This is a genomic window from Paenibacillus sp. FSL H8-0034 (genome assembly GCF_038000305.1).
In the GTDB taxonomy this organism is placed as follows: Bacteria; Bacillota; Bacilli; order Paenibacillales; family NBRC-103111; genus Paenibacillus_S.
In genome coordinates this window covers 3,696,188-3,716,644 of the sequence record NZ_JBBOBS010000001.1, presented here as the reverse complement: position 1 = coordinate 3,716,644, position 20,457 = coordinate 3,696,188, and the positions used below count along the sequence as shown (strand labels likewise).

Sequence of the window (20,457 nt, the reverse complement as noted above, 5' to 3'; positions counted from 1 at the left end):
TTAATCGTCTTGTAAAAATCGGACTTCAGAACTAAAAGACAGGTCGAAATTCGACAATTTTGCCAGGACTGTAGTTTGGATTCAAATAATCCTGCGGATTTCCACTTCTTAATCTCACAATGGTTGCTTGCGTAGCATTCAACTGCTGAACCTCCAATTCAACGCCGTTAACCTTAATATCCATACTTGCAGCATCCATGGAGTCCAAGCCGCTCATCACTACCTCCATAGGCATGATCGTATATAGTGTCACTGTATCACTCCTCCGGGCATCTGCTTTCTGTTAGCCTCAATACGTCGATTCAGCTCTCTAATTCCATCACCCACACCACCTATGGTGTCGATAAGTCCATATTTTACGGCATCAACGCCAATAACGGTCGTTCCGATGTCACGGGTTAATTCGCCGGTTTTAAACATCAATTCCTTCAGCTTTTGTTCGGAAATTTCGGAATGGCTGGTTATAAACCGGATTACCCGTTCCTGCATTTTATCCAAATATTCAAAGGTTTGCGGGACGCCAATTACAAGTCCATTCAATCGGATAGGATGGATCGTCATCGTAGCGGTTTCCGCAATGATCGAAAAATCTGACGAAACTGCGATCGGAACCCCTATGGAATGACCTCCACCCAATACGAGCGTAACCGTAGGTTTGGATAATGTCGCGATCATTTCTGCAATGGCAAGGCCCGCTTCGACATCTCCGCCTACCGTGTTAAGCACGATAAAAATGCCTTCAATCTTGGGATTCTGCTCAACGGCGACTAGCTGCGGTATTAAATGCTCGTATTTGGTAGTCTTATTTTGTGGTGGAAGTACCAGATGCCCTTCTACCTGTCCAATAATCGTCATACAAAATATGTTGGATTCGCTTGCAGGTACCGCCGTTTGGCCTAGCTGCTGTATCGTATCCAAAACGGACGGCTTTTTCAGTTCTTCATTTGGGCCGGGATTTACAGGCTCCTGCTCTTGCTGCTTGGAATTGTCCAACTGGGATACCCCCTTCAAATTCTGTTGATCTTTCGTAGTATGGATGAATGCTGCCGAAAACATGCAAAAAAACCACCCAAGTCGCCGTAATCAGCGTCTTAAGTGGTTTTGATATTTCGCGCATACAATGGATTTCAATAATTGGTTTATTGTGAAAGGTATCAAGTATAGACTGGTGGTCTTGGATCAAACTTCCATGATAATTGGAAGGATCATAGGTCTTCTTTTGGTTTGTTCATACAAGAATCGTCCTAAAGCATCTTTGACATGAGTCTTCAGCGAAGCCCATTCATTTACATTTTCGCTCATTAACCGTTTCAGCGTACTAGCTACAATACGGTTGGCTTCATCCAGCAAGCCTTCGGATTCTCTAACGTATACAAATCCTCTGGATATAATATCAGGTCCAGACAAAATAGCGCCATCTTGCTTGCTTAATGTAACGACTACGACCAAAATACCATCCTGAGACAACAGTTTGCGATCTCTGAGTACGATATTACCTACATCGCCAACACCCAGTCCATCGATCAAAATGTTCCCTGCTGTTACCTTCGAGCCTTTACGAGCAGCACCGTCAAGAACCTCCACAACATCTCCGTTATCTACAACAAAAATGTTTTCCTTAGGAATTCCAACCGATTCTGCAAGTATCGCATGCTGACGAAGCATCCGGTACTCACCATGGATAGGGATAAAGTATTTTGGTTTCATTAAATTAAGCATCAGCTTCAATTCTTCCTGTGAACCATGTCCGGATACGTGAACGCCTGTAATCGAACCAGGACCATAGATAACATGAGCGCCTATGCGCATCAATTCGTCAACCGTTCTTCCGACATACCGCTCGTTACCAGGAATCGGTGTTGCTGCGATAATGACAGTATCTCCAGGCAGAATATCAACCTTGCGATGTGTAGACCGTGCCATACGGGTTAGTGCCGACATCGGCTCTCCCTGCGAGCCTGTTGACAATACGACAACACGATCTGCAGCCATTTTATTAATTTCTTCAGGCTCAATGAGCATACCTTCAGGAATTCTCAAATAACCTAACTCCCCAGCAATCGAAACGACGTTCACCATGCTGCGACCGATAACGGTTACTTTTCTCTTCGTAGCTTCTGCTGCATCAATTACCTGTTGAATCCGATGTATGTTAGAAGCAAATGTAGCAATGATTACTCTTTGCTTGGCTTTACGGAAAACATCCTCAATCTCGGTACCTACGCTTCTTTCTGATCCGGTATAACCAGGACGCTCTGCATTTGTACTATCGGATAGCAGTGCTAGAACTCCCTTACTTCCCAATTCAGCCATGCGATGAATATCCGCATATTGTTCATTAACCGGAGTTTGGTCAAACTTGAAATCTCCTGTGTGAACTACATTGCCTTCAGGTGTGGCGATGCATACACCTACAGAATCAGGAATACTATGATTCGTTTTGAAGAACGACGCAGTCATGCAGCCAAGAACCAATTCAGACTCTGAATTGATCAGGTTTCGTTTGGTATCTCCCAGTAAACCGGCTTCCCTTAGCTTGGTTTCGATAAGACCCAAAGTCAATTTGGTTGCATAGATAGGAACATTCAGCTGTCTCAGCACATACGACAGACCACCGATGTGATCCTCATGTCCGTGAGTGATAATAATGCCTCTAACCTTGTCCCGATTCTCAAGTAAATAACTAATATCCGGTATAACAATATCGATGCCGAGCATGTCCTCTTCAGGAAATTTCAAACCGCAATCAATAACAACAATATCATTTGCATACTGAACCACATACATATTTTTTCCGATTTCACCCACGCCGCCCAGGGCAAAGATCGAGAGTTTATCTACAGTTTTCTTAGACAATTAAAAATACCTCCTATTTTAAGATTGACGACGAATTTGTATGAACCTTTAACCTAAACCAAAACCGCACCAGTCACTTGCCACCATTATACATGAACAAAAAGTACAAATACAAGCTACCGCGTTTGCATCCTCAATTATTGCCTAAATAAATAAAACCGATGCTTAAAGAAAGCACCGATTTCAAGAATTTCATTTTAACAAGGAGTCAATGAATCTTCCTTCTTCTTCGGTTGCGTTCAATAATGGCAGACGTACTCCGCCTACCTCCACACCTTTGCTGTTCAAAGCATATTTGACGGGGGCAGGATTCGGAACTCGGTGAGGACAATTAAATAACCCCTTCATTACGGGGTGTATCTTAGCATGAACTTTTGCCGCTTCACGAGTATCGCCTTGTAAGTAACAGTTTATCATACTTTTCATTTCTTTACCAACTACATGACTGGCTACGCTAATAATGCCATGTCCGCCAACGGATAATACGGGTAATGCCATCGTGTCGTCACCACTGTATACCAGAAATCCAGGTGCTGCACCACTAACAATTCTTGTGATCTGATCCAGATCTGCACAATCTTTGGTAGCTACAATATTCGGTATTTGCGATAGTCGAATTGTAGTATCGGCATCAATATTAACACCTGTTCTGCTTTCTACATTGTACAAAATACATGGTATCGAAACCGACTCGGCAATGGCTTTAAAATGCTGATATAAGCCTTCCTGAGATGGACGGTTATAATAAGGAGCCACCAGTAACAGCGCGTCAACTCCAAGCTTCTCGGCTTCCCGGGATAAATGAATGGAATGAGCTGTATCGTTGCTGCCTGTTCCTGCAATGATCTTGCAGCGCCCATTGGCGCGTTTGATAGCGAATGCAAAGAGCTCCAGCTTTTCCTCTTCCGTTAACGTAGGTGATTCACCTGTTGTCCCACTAATAACCAAACTGTCGTTACTTTGCTCTTCTAGTAAGTAATCAATTAAAATTCCAGTTTGAGTCCAATCGATTTGCAAGTTGGAATCAAAGGGTGTAACCATTGCTGCGATTAATCTTCCGAAATCCACGGCAAACTCCTCCTAGGTTTATTATAGATGCAATTGAAATTTTTTGTGCAGCGCTCGAATCGCCGTCGCCATATCCGATCCTTGTACGAGCACCCATATCGTCGTATTGGAATCCGCTGACTGTAGAATTTGGATATCTTCCTCTGTCAAAGCTTCAACGATATGCGCCATGATGCCTGGGACACCGTTCATACCTCCACCAATGATTGAAACCTTGGCACAATTGGACATTAATACAGGCTGATAACCCAGCTCGCCCAAGATGGCTTCGGTTCTTGTCGCCTCATCGTCAAATACGGTGTAAGTAACTCCAGATGGATTTACATTGATGAAATCCACACTAATATGATGCTTGGCCATAGCTTTAAAGACTGTAAGCTGTAAATCATAAATGCCTTCCGCAGCAAAAACCTGCACTTGCGTGAGGTTAGCGAAATTGGCAATTCCAGTTATTACTCGATCCCCAATACAATCCGTATCAGGTACAATTGCCGAAGGATGAGTCACCAATGTCCCAAGTGATTTACTAAATGTAGATCGTACACGGACTGGTACATTGCCACTCATGGCGACTTCTACTGCCCTTGGGTGAATAACTTTAGCACCGTTATGGGCCATATTACATATTTCCATATAGGATACCTGAGACAAGGGACGCGCTTCTTTAACGATCCTTGGATCTGCTGTTAAAATCCCGTCCACATCGGTAAAAATATCTATGAACTCTGCATGAAGCGCTACACCGAGTGCCGTTGCCGAAGTATCACTACCACCTCGTCCGAGAGTCGTAAAGTCCTGATTGGAGGTTTGACCTTGAAAGCCAGCCACTATGACAACGTTTCCCTGGTCCAGCAAATCCAGGATTCGCCTTGGCTGTATAGACACAATTTGAGCATTGCCGAAGTTGTCGTTAGTGATAATTCCTGCCTGTGCACCCGTAAGAACTGTAGCCGCTATGTGGTGTGCTCGCAGCAAGCTGCATAAAGTGGCAGCTGAAATAAGTTCACCACAGCATAGCAGCATGTCTTGTTCTCTTGGAGGCAGCTGGTTCCCGTTGTTATGGATCCAATCCAATAAAGTATCTGTTGCATAGGGCTCGCCTTTTCTCCCCATCGCCGATACAACGACTACTAGTTTGAATTGTTGCTTCAATGCATCCTGGATATGTTCAATGACGTGTGCTCTGGCTTCGACGCTGGAAAGGGACGTGCCTCCGAATTTCTGCACGAGAATTTTCATGAGGTCCCCTTTTCCGTTGGAAACTTAATTATAGATTTATATATGAAAATAGGCTTCCCTTAAGAAGCCATCTCTCATTTAGTTTTGTTCGATTGCAATATATTCAGCAATCTGCACAGCATTCCAAGCAGCACCTTTGAGCAGGTTGTCGGAAACAATCCACATATTAAGTGCACGAGGATTGCTTAAGTCGCGACGAACGCGCCCCACAAAAGTATCCAGCTTTCCTGCTGCATCTGTAGCTAACGGATATTGCTGTTCTGCCGGATTATCAACCAATACAATTCCAGGAGCGTCAGCAAGCAGCTGCTTAACTTCTTCAATATCAAAGTCCTGCTTAAGCTCTACATATACGGATTCCGAATGACCATAAATAACAGGGATACGAACGCAGGTTGTTGTAACCTCCAAAGTATCGTCACCCATAATTTTTTTGGTTTCATTGATCATTTTCATTTCTTCGTAGGTGAAGCCATTTTCCGTAAATTTGTCAATTTGCGGAATCGCATTAAAAGCAATTTGGTGTTTCACAGGTAAAGAAGCTGCCGGTAAAATCTTTGGATCAACCGCATTCCCTTCCAATACTTCTTTAGTTTGACGAAGTGTTTCTTCAATAGCAAGTGCACCCGCACCAGATACAGCCTGATACGTCGATGCAATAATTCGTGAAATCCCATAACGATCATATAATGGCTTTAAAGCTACTACCATCTGTATGGTTGAGCAATTCGGATTGGCAATAACACCTTTATGCTCGCTGATTTTATCTATATTCACTTCGGGAACGACAAGTGGAGTCTCTGCGTCCATCCGATAAGCACTTGTATTATCGATACAAACCGTACCACGTTTAATCGCTTCTGGAATTAAATCCAGGCTGACACTTCCACCAGCGCTGAATAACGCTATATCAACACCTTCGAAGCTGTCCGGTGTGGCAACTTCCACTTCAACAGGATTACCTTTAAAATTAAGCTTGATTCCAGCGGAACGTGGAGAAGAAAGTAACTTTAGAGTTTGAATGGGGAAATTGCGTTCTTCCAACAAACGAAGGATTTGCTCTCCTACGGCACCTGTTGCTCCAACAACAGCAACATTGAATAATTTCTGATTCGACATCTGTTCGTCTCTCCCCTGTGCATAATAAGCAGTAATTAATAATTAAAACGTTCAATCACCATAGGTTGAAGCTGCTTTCCTTGAAGTGCGTCCTCACAGGTTTCCATAATCAAATCCATACGAGCTACCAGCGAGTTCGGCTTTAAGGCAGGTGCATCCTGACCGAATGGAACAAAATATATGTTTTTGGTAATTAACAATTTACTAATATTCATGGCATTGAGCCCTAAGCCATCATTGGTGGAAATCGCCAATACCAACGGTCTGAGATTGCGCATCTGTGCTTTGGCGGCCATCAATACAGGACTTTCCGTCATTGCATTGGCCAGCTTGCTGGTCGTATTACCCGTGCAAGGAGCGATAACAAGCACATCCAGCAGCTTTGAGGGTCCTAATGGTTCAGCATCCACAATTGAAGTAATGATATCATTACCTGTAATCTCTTTCAACTGCTTCTGCCAATCTTCAGACTTGCCAAATCGCGTATCCGTTGTAAGTATCGTGTAGGAAACGATGGGAATGACCCGCGCACCTGCATCAACAAACCGCCTGATTTGCGGCATGACCTCTTCAAATGTGCAATGTGACCCCGTTAAAGCGAAGCCTACCGTTTTCCCTTGCCAATTCATTCCGCTTTCCTCCCTTGTCCTGCATCCTCAAGAATCATACGACTCAAGGTATCAGCAATGATGCGACCGGCTGTTTTCGGTGCAACAATTCCGGGGAGTCCAGGTGCGAGCATTGCTTTGATACCTCTCTTCTCGGCAAAACGAAAATCCGTTCCCCCGGGTTTGGAAGCCAAATCAATGATCACAGCTCGATGTGGAATATTGGCAATAATTTGCGCTGTGACTATCATAGACGGAATTGTGTTAAAAAGCAAGTCAATATTAGCTACCTGAGCGTACAAATCATGGGTGTAAAAAGGTAAAAATCCCATCTCTAAAGCTCTCGCAAAATACTCCGGTTTGTTGACACCTACCTTAACTTTTGCGCCAAGTCCATGCAGCGTCCTGGCGAGTGTGATCCCCGTTCTTCCGAAACCGAGCACCATGGAAACCGATCCGTGAATCGTAAAATCGGTATTTTGAATCGCCATCATAATGGCGCCTTCAGCTGTTGGAATGGAGTTGTAAATGGCGACCTCGTTCAAGTCAAACAACTCTATGAGCTGGATCGAGGCTTGCGCACACAAATTACGCAAATACGGCTTTGCCATACCCGTAAATACTTTGGCATTCTTCGGCAGCGCCTGAATATGCTGCTCAGTTAGCTGCAGCTCGGATGTGGAAAATATACTTTCGACATAGCCCTTGTCATCGGTGCCTACAGCAGGCAAAATAACCGCGTCCATCGTCTCCAGTACCTTGGGACTCAGCTCTGCTTTGGTAATTCCGCTGAAAACGTTTTGTAAATTATCAAATCCGATTAGAACAACGGAAGCATCCAACTCGGTGCATTTATTTATGACTTCAAGCTGCCTGGCGTCACCGCCGATCAAAGCCACTTGAATTCCTGTAAGCATGCGTTCTCACCTCTTTCTAATCGCTGTCGCTAACTCATCTTATGCGCTGGCCTAATGATGGGTTACTGTACGCAAAAAACACCTTTTCGCCCGATGAATCATCAAGGCAAAAAGGTGTTTATGGTTTCATAATCATTGGGTACCTGTATGTCCGAAGCCACCAGTACCACGTTCTGTGTCTGTAAGCATATCCACTTCTATGAGCTGTACAGAAGGCACGATCTGGAATACCATCTGAGCAATCCGTTCGTTTCTTTGAATAGTAAAGGTCTCTGATCCATGATTGATCAACAGTACCTTCACCTCGCCGCGATAGTCGGCATCGATCGTTCCCGGTGAGTTTAAACATGTGATTCCATGCTTTAAAGCCAAGCCGCTGCGCGGTCGAATTTGCGCTTCGAGCTCGGGCGGCATGGCCAGTGTCAACCCTGTAGGAATCAATATCCTTTGGCCTGGCCCAATCTCTACGGGTGATGTGACTGCCGCATAAAGATCAAAGCCGCTGGCTGAAAGCGACATTTTTTGTGGCAGCTGTACGTCCTCGTTACCTGGCAGCCGTTTCAATTGAACATTAAACAAGCTGATCCCTCCTGAAGCCTTCCAATACTTTATCCGTTTGTCCCACCATTGAAAGTGCAAATGGGGTCGCCAGCATTTCCAGCGTAAGCTCTTGTATCTGATCAAGCTGTACACTTTCTATACGCTCTATAATTTCATCCATATCATAATGACGATCAAGCATCAGCTCATTTTTGCCTAATCGGTTCATTCGACTGCTGGTGCTCTCCAGACTCAGGATCAAGCTTCCTTTCATCTGCTCCTTGCCTTTTCTGAGCTCGGCAGCCGTCAGTCCCTTGTCCTTAAGATCGCTTAACAGCTCCATCGTCACTTTCAGTACATCTTCAGTCTGTTTAGGTGCTGTTCCGGTATAAATCGTGAACATCCCGCCATCCTGGTAAGAAGTATGATACGAATAGACAGAATACGCCATACCGCGTTTTTCTCTGATTTCTTGAAATAATCTGGAGCTCATACCGCCACCAATGGCATTGTTCAGCAGCACCATAGCATACACGCGATCATCCTTGGCAGACAAACCTGGTAAAGACAAGCAGATGTGGTTTTGTTCCGTTTTCTTCTCGTGGTATTTCAGATTACTGTGAAAGGTTGGCGGTGTATATAAAACTTCCGAACCCTTGTTCTGAAATCCGGAAAAATGCTGCTCCATAAGCTGGACAATCGAATCATCAATATTACCTGCTATCGCAATAACCGTATTTTCAATCGTATATTGATTTTTCATATATTGCTTTAAGGTATCCGAATTCATCGCCGTCAAATTCTGTTCGGTTCCAATAATCGTGTAGCCGAGCGAATGATCCTCATAAGCAGCACTTGCAATTAGATCATGAACCATATCGTCAGGTGTGTCTTCATACATGGAGATTTCTTCGAATATTACATTTTTTTCCTTTTCTAATTCCGTTGGATCAAACGTTGACCGAAAGAACATATCGGCTAGTGCTTCTACTGCGATCGGCAGATGCTCATCCAACACTTTGGCATAATAACAGGTATATTCTTTTGAGGTAAAAGCGTTCACATTGCCACCTATGCCATCGAACAGCTCTGCAATATCTTTGGCAGAATACTTATCAGTACCCTTAAATAGCATGTGCTCGATAAAATGGGAAATTCCGTTGTTGTGCTGCTGCTCGTTTCGAGAGCCTGTTTTGACCCAAATCCCAAAGGCTACAGAACGGCACGTGGGGATAGGCTCCACGACAAGCCGCAATCCATTGCTTAAAATATGTTTATTCAATAAAAGGAGCCTCCTTGTAAAGATGTTCGGTTAGTAACTTTATGATCTTACCACTATTGGGTAATAGACTCAACTTCGTCAATCCTTTTTGTTGAGATTAACTCACTTACAGTTCCGAGCTTCATTTTTTTGCGTTTAATCGTACGGATGATTTCCTGCAGCGCTTCACTCGATGAGTAGGTTGGATGCATTAATATCAGAGCTCCCGGTTCCACGCGAGCTGCTACTTTTCGAACAATTGACGATGGCTGCGGCTTTTGCCAGTCCACGGTATCCAACGTCCACAAAATCGTTGTAAGCTTGAGCTCGCGCGCTATGTCCACCGTCGCTTGATTAAAATCGCCTGAAGGCGGTGCAAACAAACGATTTGTTACCCCTAGTTGCTCTCTCAACAGCTGTTCGGTTTTGGTGATTTCCGCTGTGGCCTGGGTTCTGGAAAGCTTGCTCATATCTTTATGGGAATACGCATGATTGGATAGCTCATGTCCTTTTTCTTTGATGAGCTGGGCAGTAGGGATATTTTGCTTTAACCAGCTTCCATCGAAGAAAAAGGTTGCGTGGACCTGTTCATCGTCCAGCACCTTAAGCATTTTGGGCAAATATTCATTTCCCCAAGCAACATTAATCATCAGCGAAACCATCGGTTTCATCGGATTGCCTTTATAAACCGGATGCGAGCCCAGATGCTCCAATTGAACTGCGGGTTCAACCTCTCGCATAGCCAAGCGAAGCTGATTTCTGAATAGAAGCTGTTCATTAAGCGCAAGAGATTTTTCCACATCGACCTCCAGACCATTATAGCCTGGAATGGCCTTCCATACCCGATCCAATCTGGCATCGACAGGAGCGATATTTCTTTTGGTCGCCTCGGCTTGAATTTGCTTCAGCAGTTCGTCCCGGTCTCCTCCTCGCTGCATCTCTTTCATCGCATCAACAGACGAGATCGTTTTCCTGCTAGAATCAGCCGCGGAGGCATGTGCATACTGCTGTTTACTGTGTTGAACAAATGAACCAATACTGTCGGATTTGTACAGCATCAGCGTCGCTGTTACGAACAATCCACAGAGAATAACAACCTGTAAACGTTCCATGAACCCGCTCCCATCATTAGATCGTTTGTCCGATACATATGCAGGGTGGGACAAGAATAGAACAAAAAAAGAGACAGACGAATCTGCCTCTCTTCTCCTTGCTTACCTACGGCCTCTTAGGATTGTGCAGGTGCTTCTGTCGTTAATACTGCTTTACGAGATAGATTGATACGGCCTTGCTGATCGATTTCAGTAACCTTTACCGTTATGGTATCGCCAATGGCCACAACATCCTCTGTTTTGGCAACCCGCTCTGAAGACAGCTGAGAAATATGTACCAAACCTTCCTTGCCCGGCAAAATCTCTACAAATGCACCGAACTTCTCTACCCGTTTAACCGTGCCCAGATAAATTTCACCAATCACAACTTCTTTTACAATACCTTCAATAATAGCACGCGCTTTGTCATTCATCTCTTGATTAGAAGATGCAATGAACACACGGCCATCCTGCTCGATATCGATTTTTACGCCTGTTTCTTCAATGATTTTATTGATGATTTTACCGCCAGCACCAATAACATCACGGATTTTGTCCGGATTGATAAACATCGTAAGAATTTTAGGTGCGTATTGGGAAAGCTGTTTCTTCGGCTGTTGGATACGCTCCAGCATTTTACCAAGGATATGCATCCGCCCTACTTTGGCTTGCTCTAAAGCTTGATTCAATATATCACGGTCAATACCGTCAATTTTGATATCCATTTGCAAAGCTGTAACACCCTTGGCTGTTCCTGCAACTTTAAAGTCCATATCACCAAGATGATCTTCCATCCCTTGAATATCACTCAAAATCGAGAAATGATCGCCATCCTTGATTAAGCCCATTGCTACGCCGGCAACAGGAGCTTTAATAGGAACGCCTGCATCCATCATAGCTAAAGTACTTGCGCAAATACTTGCTTGCGAGGTTGAACCGTTCGATTCCAGTACCTCAGACACAAGACGGATCGTATAAGGGAAATCCGTTTCTGATGGCAGAATTGGTTCCAAAGCACGTTCGCCCAAGGCACCATGTCCAATTTCACGACGGCCCGGAGGACGAAGTGGTCTTGCTTCACCCACGCTGAACGGAGGAAAGTTGTAGTGATGCATAAAGCGTTTGGTTTCTTCCAGATCCAGCCCGTCCAGGATTTGCACATCACCAAGCGCACCCAGCGTACAAATACTCAATGCTTGCGTTTGTCCACGAGTAAACAGTCCGGAACCATGGGTACGAGGCAGTAAATTAATATCGCATTCGATCGGACGAATTTCATCCAAAGCACGTCCATCTGGTCTTACCTTGTCGTGAGTGATTAATCGACGAACTTCATCTTTTACGATATCGTATAACGTCTCCTTCACATCACCAAGCTTCTCTGGAGTTTCTGCGTATTCGATTTTGAAATGAGCAACCGTATCCGCATTGACCAAATCAATAGCTTCTTGTCTAGCATGCTTCTCAGCAATTTTGACAGCATCGACCAGTCTGGCTTGTGCAAAAGCACGAACTTCACTATTTACAGCGTCGTCAACGCGGTGAAGTTTGACTTCCATTTTAGGTTTACCGACTTCTTTAACAAGCTGTTCCTGAATGGCAACGATTTTCTTGATTTCGTCGTGACCAAACATGATCGCTTCAAGCATAACTTCCTCCGGCACTTCGTCTGCGCCCGCTTCAACCATCATAATCGCATCCTTGGTCCCTGCAACAACCAGATGCACATCGCTCTTATCGGCTTGCTCCAAAGTTGGATTAATCACGAATTGACCGCCGACACGGCCTACAATAACACCGCCAACAGGTCCGTTAAATGGAACGTCAGATATGCTTAATGATGCAGATACTCCGATCATCGCAGCGATTTCTGGTGAACATTCCTGATCCACGCTCATCACGATTGCAACGACTTGAACATCGTTACGGAAGCCTTCAGGAAATAAAGGACGAATCGGACGATCCGTCAAGCGGCTTGCCAAAATTGCTTTTTGACTAGGACGGCCTTCTCTTTTGATGAAGCCTCCTGGAATCTTACCTACTGCGTACAAACGCTCCTCATAATTAACCGTTAAAGGAAAGAAATCAAGATCCTTAGGTTCTGCTGATGCTGTTACTGTACATAATACCACCGTATCCCCATATCGTACGGTTACTGCGGCATTCGCCTGTTTGGCCAATCGGCCTGTTTCAAGGATGAACGGACGACCGCCCAAATCCATTTGTACTCTATTTTCCATAAAATCCTCCTGTACCTTTTCATGAAATCGGTTAGTATTAGCTTGATTAAATCCTACTTTCAGACCTCTGCTAAATTATCTATCTAATCATTTCTGCATACTGCTTAGTATTTCCTTCTTTTATGAAATAAATCTGTCGTCTTTTCATGAAAAAAAGCTCATCCCTGCTTGTCCACTCACCTACAGGCACCCCTAAACGACCCTTTACCTGTAATGTTATGATGATCAAGCTGCACTCAGCTCGTAAAAGCCGACATTATGAAAAAACAACCTTGCTGTCTCTGCCCAAGTCCAATCCGGACCCGAACAGCAGACAACCATGGTTGCTTTGTAATCAATCCTATTAGCGACGAAGACCAAGCTTTTCGATCAATGCGCTGTAACGTTTAACTTCTTTACCCTTCAAATAAGCTAACAGCTTACGGCGTTGGCCTACCATCTTCAAAAGGCCGCGACGGGAATGGTGATCTTTCTTGTGAGTCTTTAAATGACTTGTCAAGTTTAAGATGTTTTCTGTAAGAATCGCGATTTGTACTTCAGGAGAACCGGTATCGGATTCATGAGTCTTGTGCGTTTGAATCAATTCCTGCTTACGTTCTTGTGTCAATGCCATTGTTCATCCACCTCCATAGTTTGTATATCGCCATTGGCCCAGAGAAAAGTCGGAGTTCTCAATTTTCCATGCCAAGGTTCTAAAAATGTTTGTCTTATTGACAACTTTGCTATTATAGCACAAAGATAGAAACAATGTAAAGGCGATTAATTTATTCAAATATTGAAACCAGCTGCTGCTTCGCTGTATCGGCATCTCTATGAATCTGCTCTATCAGCTCTCCGACAGAGGCAAATTTGCGTTCAGGACGGATGAAGGAAATCAAATCAACCGAAACCTCTCGCCCATATATCGATTCTGAAAAATCAAACACATGTGCTTCAAAAGTAGGTTTATCCAGATCCTCGACAAAAGTCGGTTTCTTACCCACGTTCATCACCCCATTATAACTGCGGCCATCAACATGGAAACGAATAGCATATACACCAAGTGCAGGCGTCACAAATGCTTCCGACAAGTCGATATTGGCAGTTGGAAATCCGATCGTTCTCCCTCTGCCGTCACCCGTTACAACCGTGCCTGTAATTGAATAAGGCCGTCCAAGCAGTGCATTGGCCTTATCGATTTCTCCTGCATGCAAATGCTGACGGACCATCGTACTGCTGACCTTATAGCCATTTTGATGAAAGGGTCGAATAATCTCCACGGCAAACCGTCCTTGTGCCAGCTCACACAAATCGTCAGGTGTTCCCGCACCCCGATGACCAAAAGTAAAATCAAAGCCAACGATGACGGTTTCCACCTGCATAGGAATAAGCATGTTTTCTACAAACTGCTCAGGAGTCACTTTCATAAATTCAGGGTTGAAGGAGACCAAATACGTATCATCCACGCCCAATTGCTCTAAAATTTGCAATTTGGTATTCACGGGTGTTAGCAGGTTCGTGTATTTACACTGTCCAAGCACTTCCCTGGGATGCGGATGAAAGGTCATGATAGAAGCCGAAATGTGCAAGCTGTCTGCTCTTTCCCTGGCCCGCTTGATCACTTCCTGATGACCTAAATGAACACCGTCAAACTCCCCGATAGCCAGTACCTGAGGTTTTATCGCTAACGCATGATTCGACTTGGTTATAGGGTAGTTCAATTCTGTGGACAACATAAATACAACGTTCACCTACATTCTATCATTACGACAACACACTATGAGAATACTTTTACTGGCTGCAGCTCCAAAGTGTCCTGATTCCACTCAAAAATGCCCAGAAATCGGGAGTCAGCAGAATAAGCTGTAACCAATTGTTGTGCATGTGCCGCGTACAATGAATTATTTTCTGAAGTAAGAATAAATTTTTGACCAAGAAGCGCTTTACGGGTTTGCATTTCATTCAAATGCACCGCTGGAATATGTGCAAGTGCCTTTTCAACGGGAACAAGCTTATCGACAAGCGTTCCCTCGCTGTGAAGCAGTTCAATCTGTTCAAAGGTTAAACACTGCTCCTGCCCGATACTTCCAGTAGAAGTTCTGACAAGATGTGACATTACCGCAGGATAGCCCAACGACTTCCCAATATCTACACACAAGGTACGTATATACGTTCCTTTGGAGCATCGTACACGAAAGCGAATTTCCGGATGGTCAAGCTCAAGATTCATATGTAAAATCCGGATGTCGTGAATCGTAACTACGCGTGATTTACGCTCAACTTCCAAACCTTGACGGGCCAGCTCATAGAGCCGTTTACCGTCTACCTTGACAGCTGAATACATAGGCGGCACTTGATTGATATCACCTATAAACGACATCATCGCTGTGGTCACTTGTTCTTCATTCAATTGGACATGGTCCACCTGATCGATCACTTGACCCCCAGCATCTTCTGTATCCGTAGCAAGTCCAATCTTAATCGTCGCTTCATATTCCTTAGGAAGCTCCTGAATATATTCCACAAGCCGTGTAGCCCGTCCGATACAAAGCGGCAGTACGCCAGTGACCTGAGGATCCAGGGTACCAGTGTGACCAATCCGTTTGATCTTCAATATCCCACGCACCTTGGCAACTACATCATGAGAGGTGAAGCCTTGTGGTTTCCAGACAGGCAATATGCCTTCAAACAATTTCTCTGTCATTCCAGTGCCAAACCTACTTCCTTAACTACACTTTCGATAGCCTCATGAAGAGAGCCCTTGACCGTACATCCTGCAGCACGTATATGTCCTCCACCACCAAAGGATTTGGCAATATGCGCAACATCAACCGTACCGCCTGAACGTAAACTTACTTTGACATGGCCTCCAGCCCGTTCCTTGAATAACAGCCCAACTTCAACACCTTCCACATTTCTCGGATAATTAACAAGCCCATCCAGATCGTCATTGGAAGCACCGCTGTTCTGTAAATCATCCAAAGACACTGCGAGCCAGCCAATTCTCTTGCTGGAATCAAATGTGAGCGTGTTCAAGCTGCGCTTGATTAAGGATATTTGGGGGTAGGATAGCTTTTCCAATAAATGCTCTGCCAATTCATGGCCTTTCACACCCCGCTGCAGCATATCCGCTGCAATTTGCATCACCTTGGGAGATGTATTGGCATAACGAAACCCTCCGGTATCCGTTAAAAGACCTGAATAAATGCAAATATTCAACTCATTGGAAAAAGAAATACCCAATACCTTGCCAAGATCATAAAGCACCTCAACGGTAGCTGCTGCTTCCGCCAATACCAGATTCACACTGCCAAAAAGATCGTTTGTAGCATGATGGTCTATATTGAGGATTGCTGCATCCTCGGCAAACAGTTGGTTTACACGGCCTATTCTTGAAAAATCTGCACAATCCACACTTATCACATACTTATATGTTAACGGAATCGAGTCGGCATCATAATTAAGAATCGTCTGTTGGGAGCCTGCCATGTACATATATTTCTTTGGCATTTCACCTTCATTAATCAGTGTAAACCGCTTGCCAAGTGATGACAGCATCCATGCTACTGCAAAGGTGGAACCAGCGGCATCCCCATCCGGTTGGATATGGGATACCACCAAGAAATCATCCTTTGTTTGAATAAATTGTGCCGCTTCATTCAATTGGACGGAATAAGAATCCGAATGAGTGAACACGGTCATGGCTGGGAATTCTCCAAATTAAGCTGACCAAGCAGCTTTTCAATATGACTGCCATAATCGATGGAAGAATCCAAACCAAAAATCAAATCAGGTATTTTACGAAGACGAATTCGTTTGCCAAGCTCAGACCGAATGAAACCACTGCCGCGGCTCAGCGCCTTAAGAGTTTCCACCTTCTGCTCGTCGGTACCGAGAACACTTAAAAATATTTTGGCCTGAGACAAATCATTAGTTACCTCTACACCGGTTACGGTAATGAAACCGATTCGCGGATCTTTAAGCTCGGATTGAATGATTTGACTCAATTCCTTCTTAATTTGTTCGCCGACTCTTCCTACTCTAACTCGCGCCATTCAGATCACCTCTCGACTGATTCCAGGATGAAAGCTTCAATAATGTCTAATTCCTTAATATCATTGAATTTTTCAAGGGATATACCGCACTCGTAGCCCTGCGCAACTTCCTTGACATCATCCTTAAAGCGTTTCAACGAATCGATGTTGCCTTCAAAAACAACGATACCACCACGGATCAAACGCATTTTTGCATTACGAGTAATTTTTCCGGATGTGATCATGCAGCCCGCAATAACCCCGACTTTGGTAACTTTGATAACTTGACGTACTTCAGCTTGGCCAAGCACAACTTCTTTGAAGATCGGATCAAGCTTGCCTTTCATAGCATGCTCAATTTCCTCAATAATTTTGTATATGATGCTGTGCAGACGGATGTCAACCTTTTCCGATTCTGCCGTATTTTTGGCTTGAGGCTCAGGACGAACGTTAAAACCAATTACGATCGCATTGGAAGCAGAGGCCAAAATAACATCTGACTCTGTAATCGCTCCTACGCCATGATGAAGAATCTTGACGCGAACACCCTCAATTTCAATTTTGGCAAGTGAACCTCGAAGAGCTTCAACCGATCCTTGAACATCACCTTTAATGATAACGTTAAGATCTTTAATCTCGCCATCTTTAATATGCTTATACAGATCATCCAAAGTTACACGGACATTGGCACCCATTTCGGATTGTCTTAATGTAACCGAACGTTTTTCTGCTATGATTCTTGCTTTGCGCTCATCCTCGAAGCAGATAAACGGATCTCCCGCCTGCGGCACCTCTGTCAAACCTGTAATTTCTACCGGTGTTGATGGGCCTGCTTCCTTGAGTCTCTTGCCTTTGTCGTTAACCATTGCCCGTACACGTCCAAAGTTAACGCCTGCTACGAAGCTATCACCAACATGCAGAGTTCCGTGCTGAATCAATACGCGAACTACAGGGCCTTTACCTTTGTCCAGCTCAGCCTCAATAACCGTTCCTCTGGCACGCTTGTTCGGGTTAGCTTTGAGCTCTTGAACTTCAGCTACAAGCAGAATCGTGTCCAGCAGGTTGTCAAGTCCAATACGCTGCTTCGCCGAAATGTTGCAGAAAATGGTATCTCCGCCCCATTCTTCCGGTACAAGCTCATACTCGGTCAATGCCTGTTTGATTTTCTCAGGATCGGCATCTGGCTTATCAATCTTATTGACGGCTACGATAATCGGAACTTTTGCTGCTTTTGCGTGTGCAATAGCCTCAATCGTTTGCGGCATAACACCATCGTCTGCTGCAACCACGATGATGGTAATATCGGTTACCTGTGCACCACGTGAACGCATGGAAGTAAAAGCTTCGTGACCCGGTGTATCCAGGAACGTAATTTTCTTATTATGAGTCTCCACCTGGTAAGCTCCGATATGCTGGGTAATACCGCCAGCTTCACCTTCGGTAACACTTGTTTTTCTAATTGCATCCAACAATGTTGTTTTACCGTGGTCAACGTGTCCCATAATTGTAACTACAGGAGGACGTTCGATCAGATCCGCTTCATCATCGATTTCTTCAAAAGTTTCAAACCGATCTTCCGCAACTGGAATCTTCAGCTCGACTTCAACGTTGTAGTCACCTGCAAGCAATTGAATCGCATCCAGATCCAACTCTTGGTTGATGGTAGCCATAACTCCAAGGAATAACAGCTTTTTGATAACTTCGGAAGCATCCTTATGCAACGATTTCGCCATTTCACCAACCGTCATCGTTCCGCGAACGATAATCTTTTTCGGTGTATTGTCGATTTTTTCTTTTTTCACTTCCTGGAACTTACCGCGTTGTTGATTTCTGTTGTTGCCGCGGCCATTTTGTGGGCCTCTGGATGATCCACCCGATCTGCCATCATCAAAACGCTTATTGGGACCGGCCGTATTTTTCTTGACAGGTTTGTTTCTGTTGTCATCATTGTCTAATGACGGTCTTTGAGGCCCAGTTCCTGCTGATTTATTGAATGAACTCGGGGCGCTGGAGCTAAATGGTTTTCTATCTGCAGATGAAGTTGCCGGACGTGGCGAGCGCTGCTCTCCTGGACGGCTGCTTGCACTGCTGGTACCTGTAGCTGGACGGCTGCTGCCGCCAGTGCTGCCTGTGGTACCGCTGCGATTACCTTGATATCCACTACCTGCTGGACGGCTTTGCCCACCGGATTGGCTGCTGCTGCCTTGCGAACTGCGGTTCTGATAGCCTCCGCCTTGGGAGCTTCCACCAGCCTGCGAGCTGCGGTTTTGGTATCCGCCTTGGGAACTGCTTCCGCCTGGCTGTGAACTGCGATTTTGATAGCCTCCGCCTTGGCTGCTGCCTTGACTGCTTCCACTGCTTGGACGTTGATTGTAGCTGCTGCTTCCACCTTGTGAGCCTTGACCCTGTGGACGACGATTTTGATCCTGTGACGGGCGATTAGATCCAGCCTGATCAGGTCTGCGCGGTGCTCCACTACCTGTTGTGGAAGTTGTTGCTGCTGCTGGTGCAGACGTTGATGACTGTCCTTGTGGAGTACTGCTGCTTGAGGTACTAACGGTCGCAGCCTGATCTTGCGTGGTTGGGGCTGGCTTAGACTCCATCTTGATGGAAGCTGCCTCTTTGGGTGCCGAATTCGTATTGCTTGAACTGCTGCCTGTATCGCTTGTACGCTTAGCTGCCGCGTTCGCCTTTACATCCTTGAAAAACTTCTCTACACTGCTCACTGTATCATTCTCCATTACGCTCATATGGTTGTTAACGGGTATATCCAGTCTTTTTAAAATGGTGATAATTTCTTTACTGCTCATATTTAAAGACTTGGCATATTCGTATACCCGAAGCTTATCTTTATTATTGTCTTGTTTATTCAATACCGTCCACCTCCGTACGATTTTCCAGACTTTTCTTTAGCATTCTTGCAAAACCCGCATCGGCAACAGCAATCGTAACTCTTGATTCTTTTCCAATACTCGCCCCCAAACGCTCCCGACTTCCAAACTGGATGACCGGAACGCCAAAGGTCGTACATTTATCACTTACTTTTTTACAGGTATTAACTGCGGCGTCTTCCGCAACAATGACAAGCTTAGCTTCACCCTTACGTACGGAATCAATAACTGACTCTTCACCCGTAACAATTTTGCCTGCTCGCATGGCCATACCCAGGTTGTTATAAAATTTGTTATTCATCGTCCACCAACGTTTCCTTGCCAGCAATAAACTCATCTTCGACCTTGATGAAATCCTGCTCCAAAGCGTCGTAGATGTCCGGACTTACCGGAGACTTGAGCGCACGGTCTAATGCGCGGCTTTTTTTGGCCAGTTTAAAGCACGACTGCTTGCCGCATAGGTAAGCCCCGCGTCCCGCCTTTTTACCGCTCAGATCGATCAGCAATTCATCACTCGGCGTTTTTACAACACGAATCAGTTCTTTCTTCGCCTTCATTTCCTGGCAGGCTACACATTTGCGAAGAGGAATTTTTCTTGGCTTCATCCGATATCA

General features: G+C 44.8%; 20 protein-coding genes. All 20 read right to left on the bottom strand.

Annotation, left to right across the window (positions count from 1 at the left end):
- Positions 1-31 precede the first annotated feature (31 nt).
- Positions 32-253 carry a YlzJ-like family protein gene (locus NST47_RS16785; protein WP_341156114.1) on the bottom strand — a complete coding sequence of 74 codons (222 nt, stop codon included), beginning with the start codon at positions 251-253 and terminating at the stop codon, positions 32-34.
- Positions 250-993, bottom strand: a complete 744-nt coding sequence (locus tag NST47_RS16780) for a ClpP family protease (protein WP_341156113.1) — start codon at positions 991-993, stop codon at positions 250-252. The genes NST47_RS16785 and NST47_RS16780 overlap by 4 nt, the downstream gene beginning before the upstream one ends.
- A gap of 186 nt (positions 994-1,179) precedes the next feature.
- A complete protein-coding gene (locus NST47_RS16775) occupies positions 1,180-2,856 on the bottom strand; it encodes a ribonuclease J (RefSeq protein ID WP_076232893.1) in 1,677 nt (558 codons plus the stop codon).
- 192 nt (positions 2,857-3,048) lie between these two features.
- A complete protein-coding gene (dapA, locus tag NST47_RS16770; RefSeq protein WP_076232890.1) occupies positions 3,049-3,924 on the bottom strand; it encodes a 4-hydroxy-tetrahydrodipicolinate synthase in 876 nt (291 codons plus the stop codon).
- A 21-nt stretch (positions 3,925-3,945) separates the two neighbouring features.
- Positions 3,946-5,163, bottom strand: coding sequence for an aspartate kinase (gene dapG / locus NST47_RS16765; protein ID WP_076232888.1), 1,218 nt, complete (start codon positions 5,161-5,163; stop codon positions 3,946-3,948).
- A 78-nt stretch (positions 5,164-5,241) separates the two neighbouring features.
- Positions 5,242-6,282, bottom strand: a complete 1,041-nt coding sequence (locus NST47_RS16760; RefSeq protein ID WP_076232886.1) for an aspartate-semialdehyde dehydrogenase — start codon at positions 6,280-6,282, stop codon at positions 5,242-5,244.
- Positions 6,283-6,317: 35 nt separating this feature from the next.
- Positions 6,318-6,911: a dipicolinate synthase subunit B gene (locus NST47_RS16755; protein ID WP_076232884.1), complete on the bottom strand. Its 594-nt coding sequence runs from the start codon at positions 6,909-6,911 to the stop codon at positions 6,318-6,320.
- Positions 6,908-7,807, bottom strand: a complete 900-nt coding sequence (gene dpsA / locus NST47_RS16750) for a dipicolinate synthase subunit DpsA (RefSeq protein WP_076232882.1) — start codon at positions 7,805-7,807, stop codon at positions 6,908-6,910. The genes NST47_RS16755 and dpsA overlap by 4 nt, the downstream gene beginning before the upstream one ends.
- Before the next feature lie 132 nt (positions 7,808-7,939).
- A complete protein-coding gene (gene dut, locus NST47_RS16745) occupies positions 7,940-8,386 on the bottom strand; it encodes a dUTP diphosphatase (RefSeq protein ID WP_341156112.1) in 447 nt (148 codons plus the stop codon).
- Positions 8,379-9,629, bottom strand: coding sequence for a M16 family metallopeptidase (locus tag NST47_RS16740; protein WP_341156111.1), 1,251 nt, complete (start codon positions 9,627-9,629; stop codon positions 8,379-8,381). The genes dut and NST47_RS16740 overlap by 8 nt, the downstream gene beginning before the upstream one ends.
- A gap of 53 nt (positions 9,630-9,682) precedes the next feature.
- On the bottom strand, positions 9,683-10,720 hold the full coding sequence (locus NST47_RS16735; RefSeq protein WP_341156110.1) for a polysaccharide deacetylase family protein: 1,038 nt from the start codon (positions 10,718-10,720) through the stop codon (positions 9,683-9,685).
- A gap of 116 nt (positions 10,721-10,836) precedes the next feature.
- Positions 10,837-12,939, bottom strand: a complete 2,103-nt coding sequence (pnp, locus tag NST47_RS16730; RefSeq protein ID WP_341156109.1) for a polyribonucleotide nucleotidyltransferase — start codon at positions 12,937-12,939, stop codon at positions 10,837-10,839.
- Between the two features lie 343 nt (positions 12,940-13,282).
- Entirely contained in the window at positions 13,283-13,552 is a 270-nt protein-coding gene (gene rpsO / locus NST47_RS16725) for a 30S ribosomal protein S15 (protein WP_076232872.1), read from the bottom strand.
- A gap of 151 nt (positions 13,553-13,703) precedes the next feature.
- Positions 13,704-14,639 carry a bifunctional riboflavin kinase/FAD synthetase gene (locus NST47_RS16720; protein WP_341156108.1) on the bottom strand — a complete coding sequence of 312 codons (936 nt, stop codon included), beginning with the start codon at positions 14,637-14,639 and terminating at the stop codon, positions 13,704-13,706.
- Positions 14,640-14,695: 56 nt separating this feature from the next.
- Entirely contained in the window at positions 14,696-15,622 is a 927-nt protein-coding gene (truB, locus tag NST47_RS16715) for a tRNA pseudouridine(55) synthase TruB (RefSeq protein WP_341156107.1), read from the bottom strand.
- A complete protein-coding gene (locus NST47_RS16710) occupies positions 15,619-16,620 on the bottom strand; it encodes a DHH family phosphoesterase (RefSeq protein ID WP_341156106.1) in 1,002 nt (333 codons plus the stop codon). The genes truB and NST47_RS16710 overlap by 4 nt, the downstream gene beginning before the upstream one ends.
- Positions 16,617-16,973: a 30S ribosome-binding factor RbfA gene (gene rbfA, locus NST47_RS16705; protein WP_076232862.1), complete on the bottom strand. Its 357-nt coding sequence runs from the start codon at positions 16,971-16,973 to the stop codon at positions 16,617-16,619. The genes NST47_RS16710 and rbfA overlap by 4 nt, the downstream gene beginning before the upstream one ends.
- Positions 16,974-16,978: 5 nt before the next feature.
- Positions 16,979-19,825, bottom strand: coding sequence for a translation initiation factor IF-2 (infB, locus tag NST47_RS16700; protein WP_341156105.1), 2,847 nt, complete (start codon positions 19,823-19,825; stop codon positions 16,979-16,981).
- Positions 19,818-20,144: a YlxQ family RNA-binding protein gene (locus tag NST47_RS16695; protein ID WP_083689390.1), complete on the bottom strand. Its 327-nt coding sequence runs from the start codon at positions 20,142-20,144 to the stop codon at positions 19,818-19,820. Before NST47_RS16695 ends, infB begins: the two co-directional genes overlap by 8 nt.
- Entirely contained in the window at positions 20,137-20,448 is a 312-nt protein-coding gene (gene rnpM / locus NST47_RS16690; protein ID WP_076232854.1) for an RNase P modulator RnpM, read from the bottom strand. Before rnpM ends, NST47_RS16695 begins: the two co-directional genes overlap by 8 nt.
- Positions 20,449-20,457: the final 9 nt, after the last annotated feature.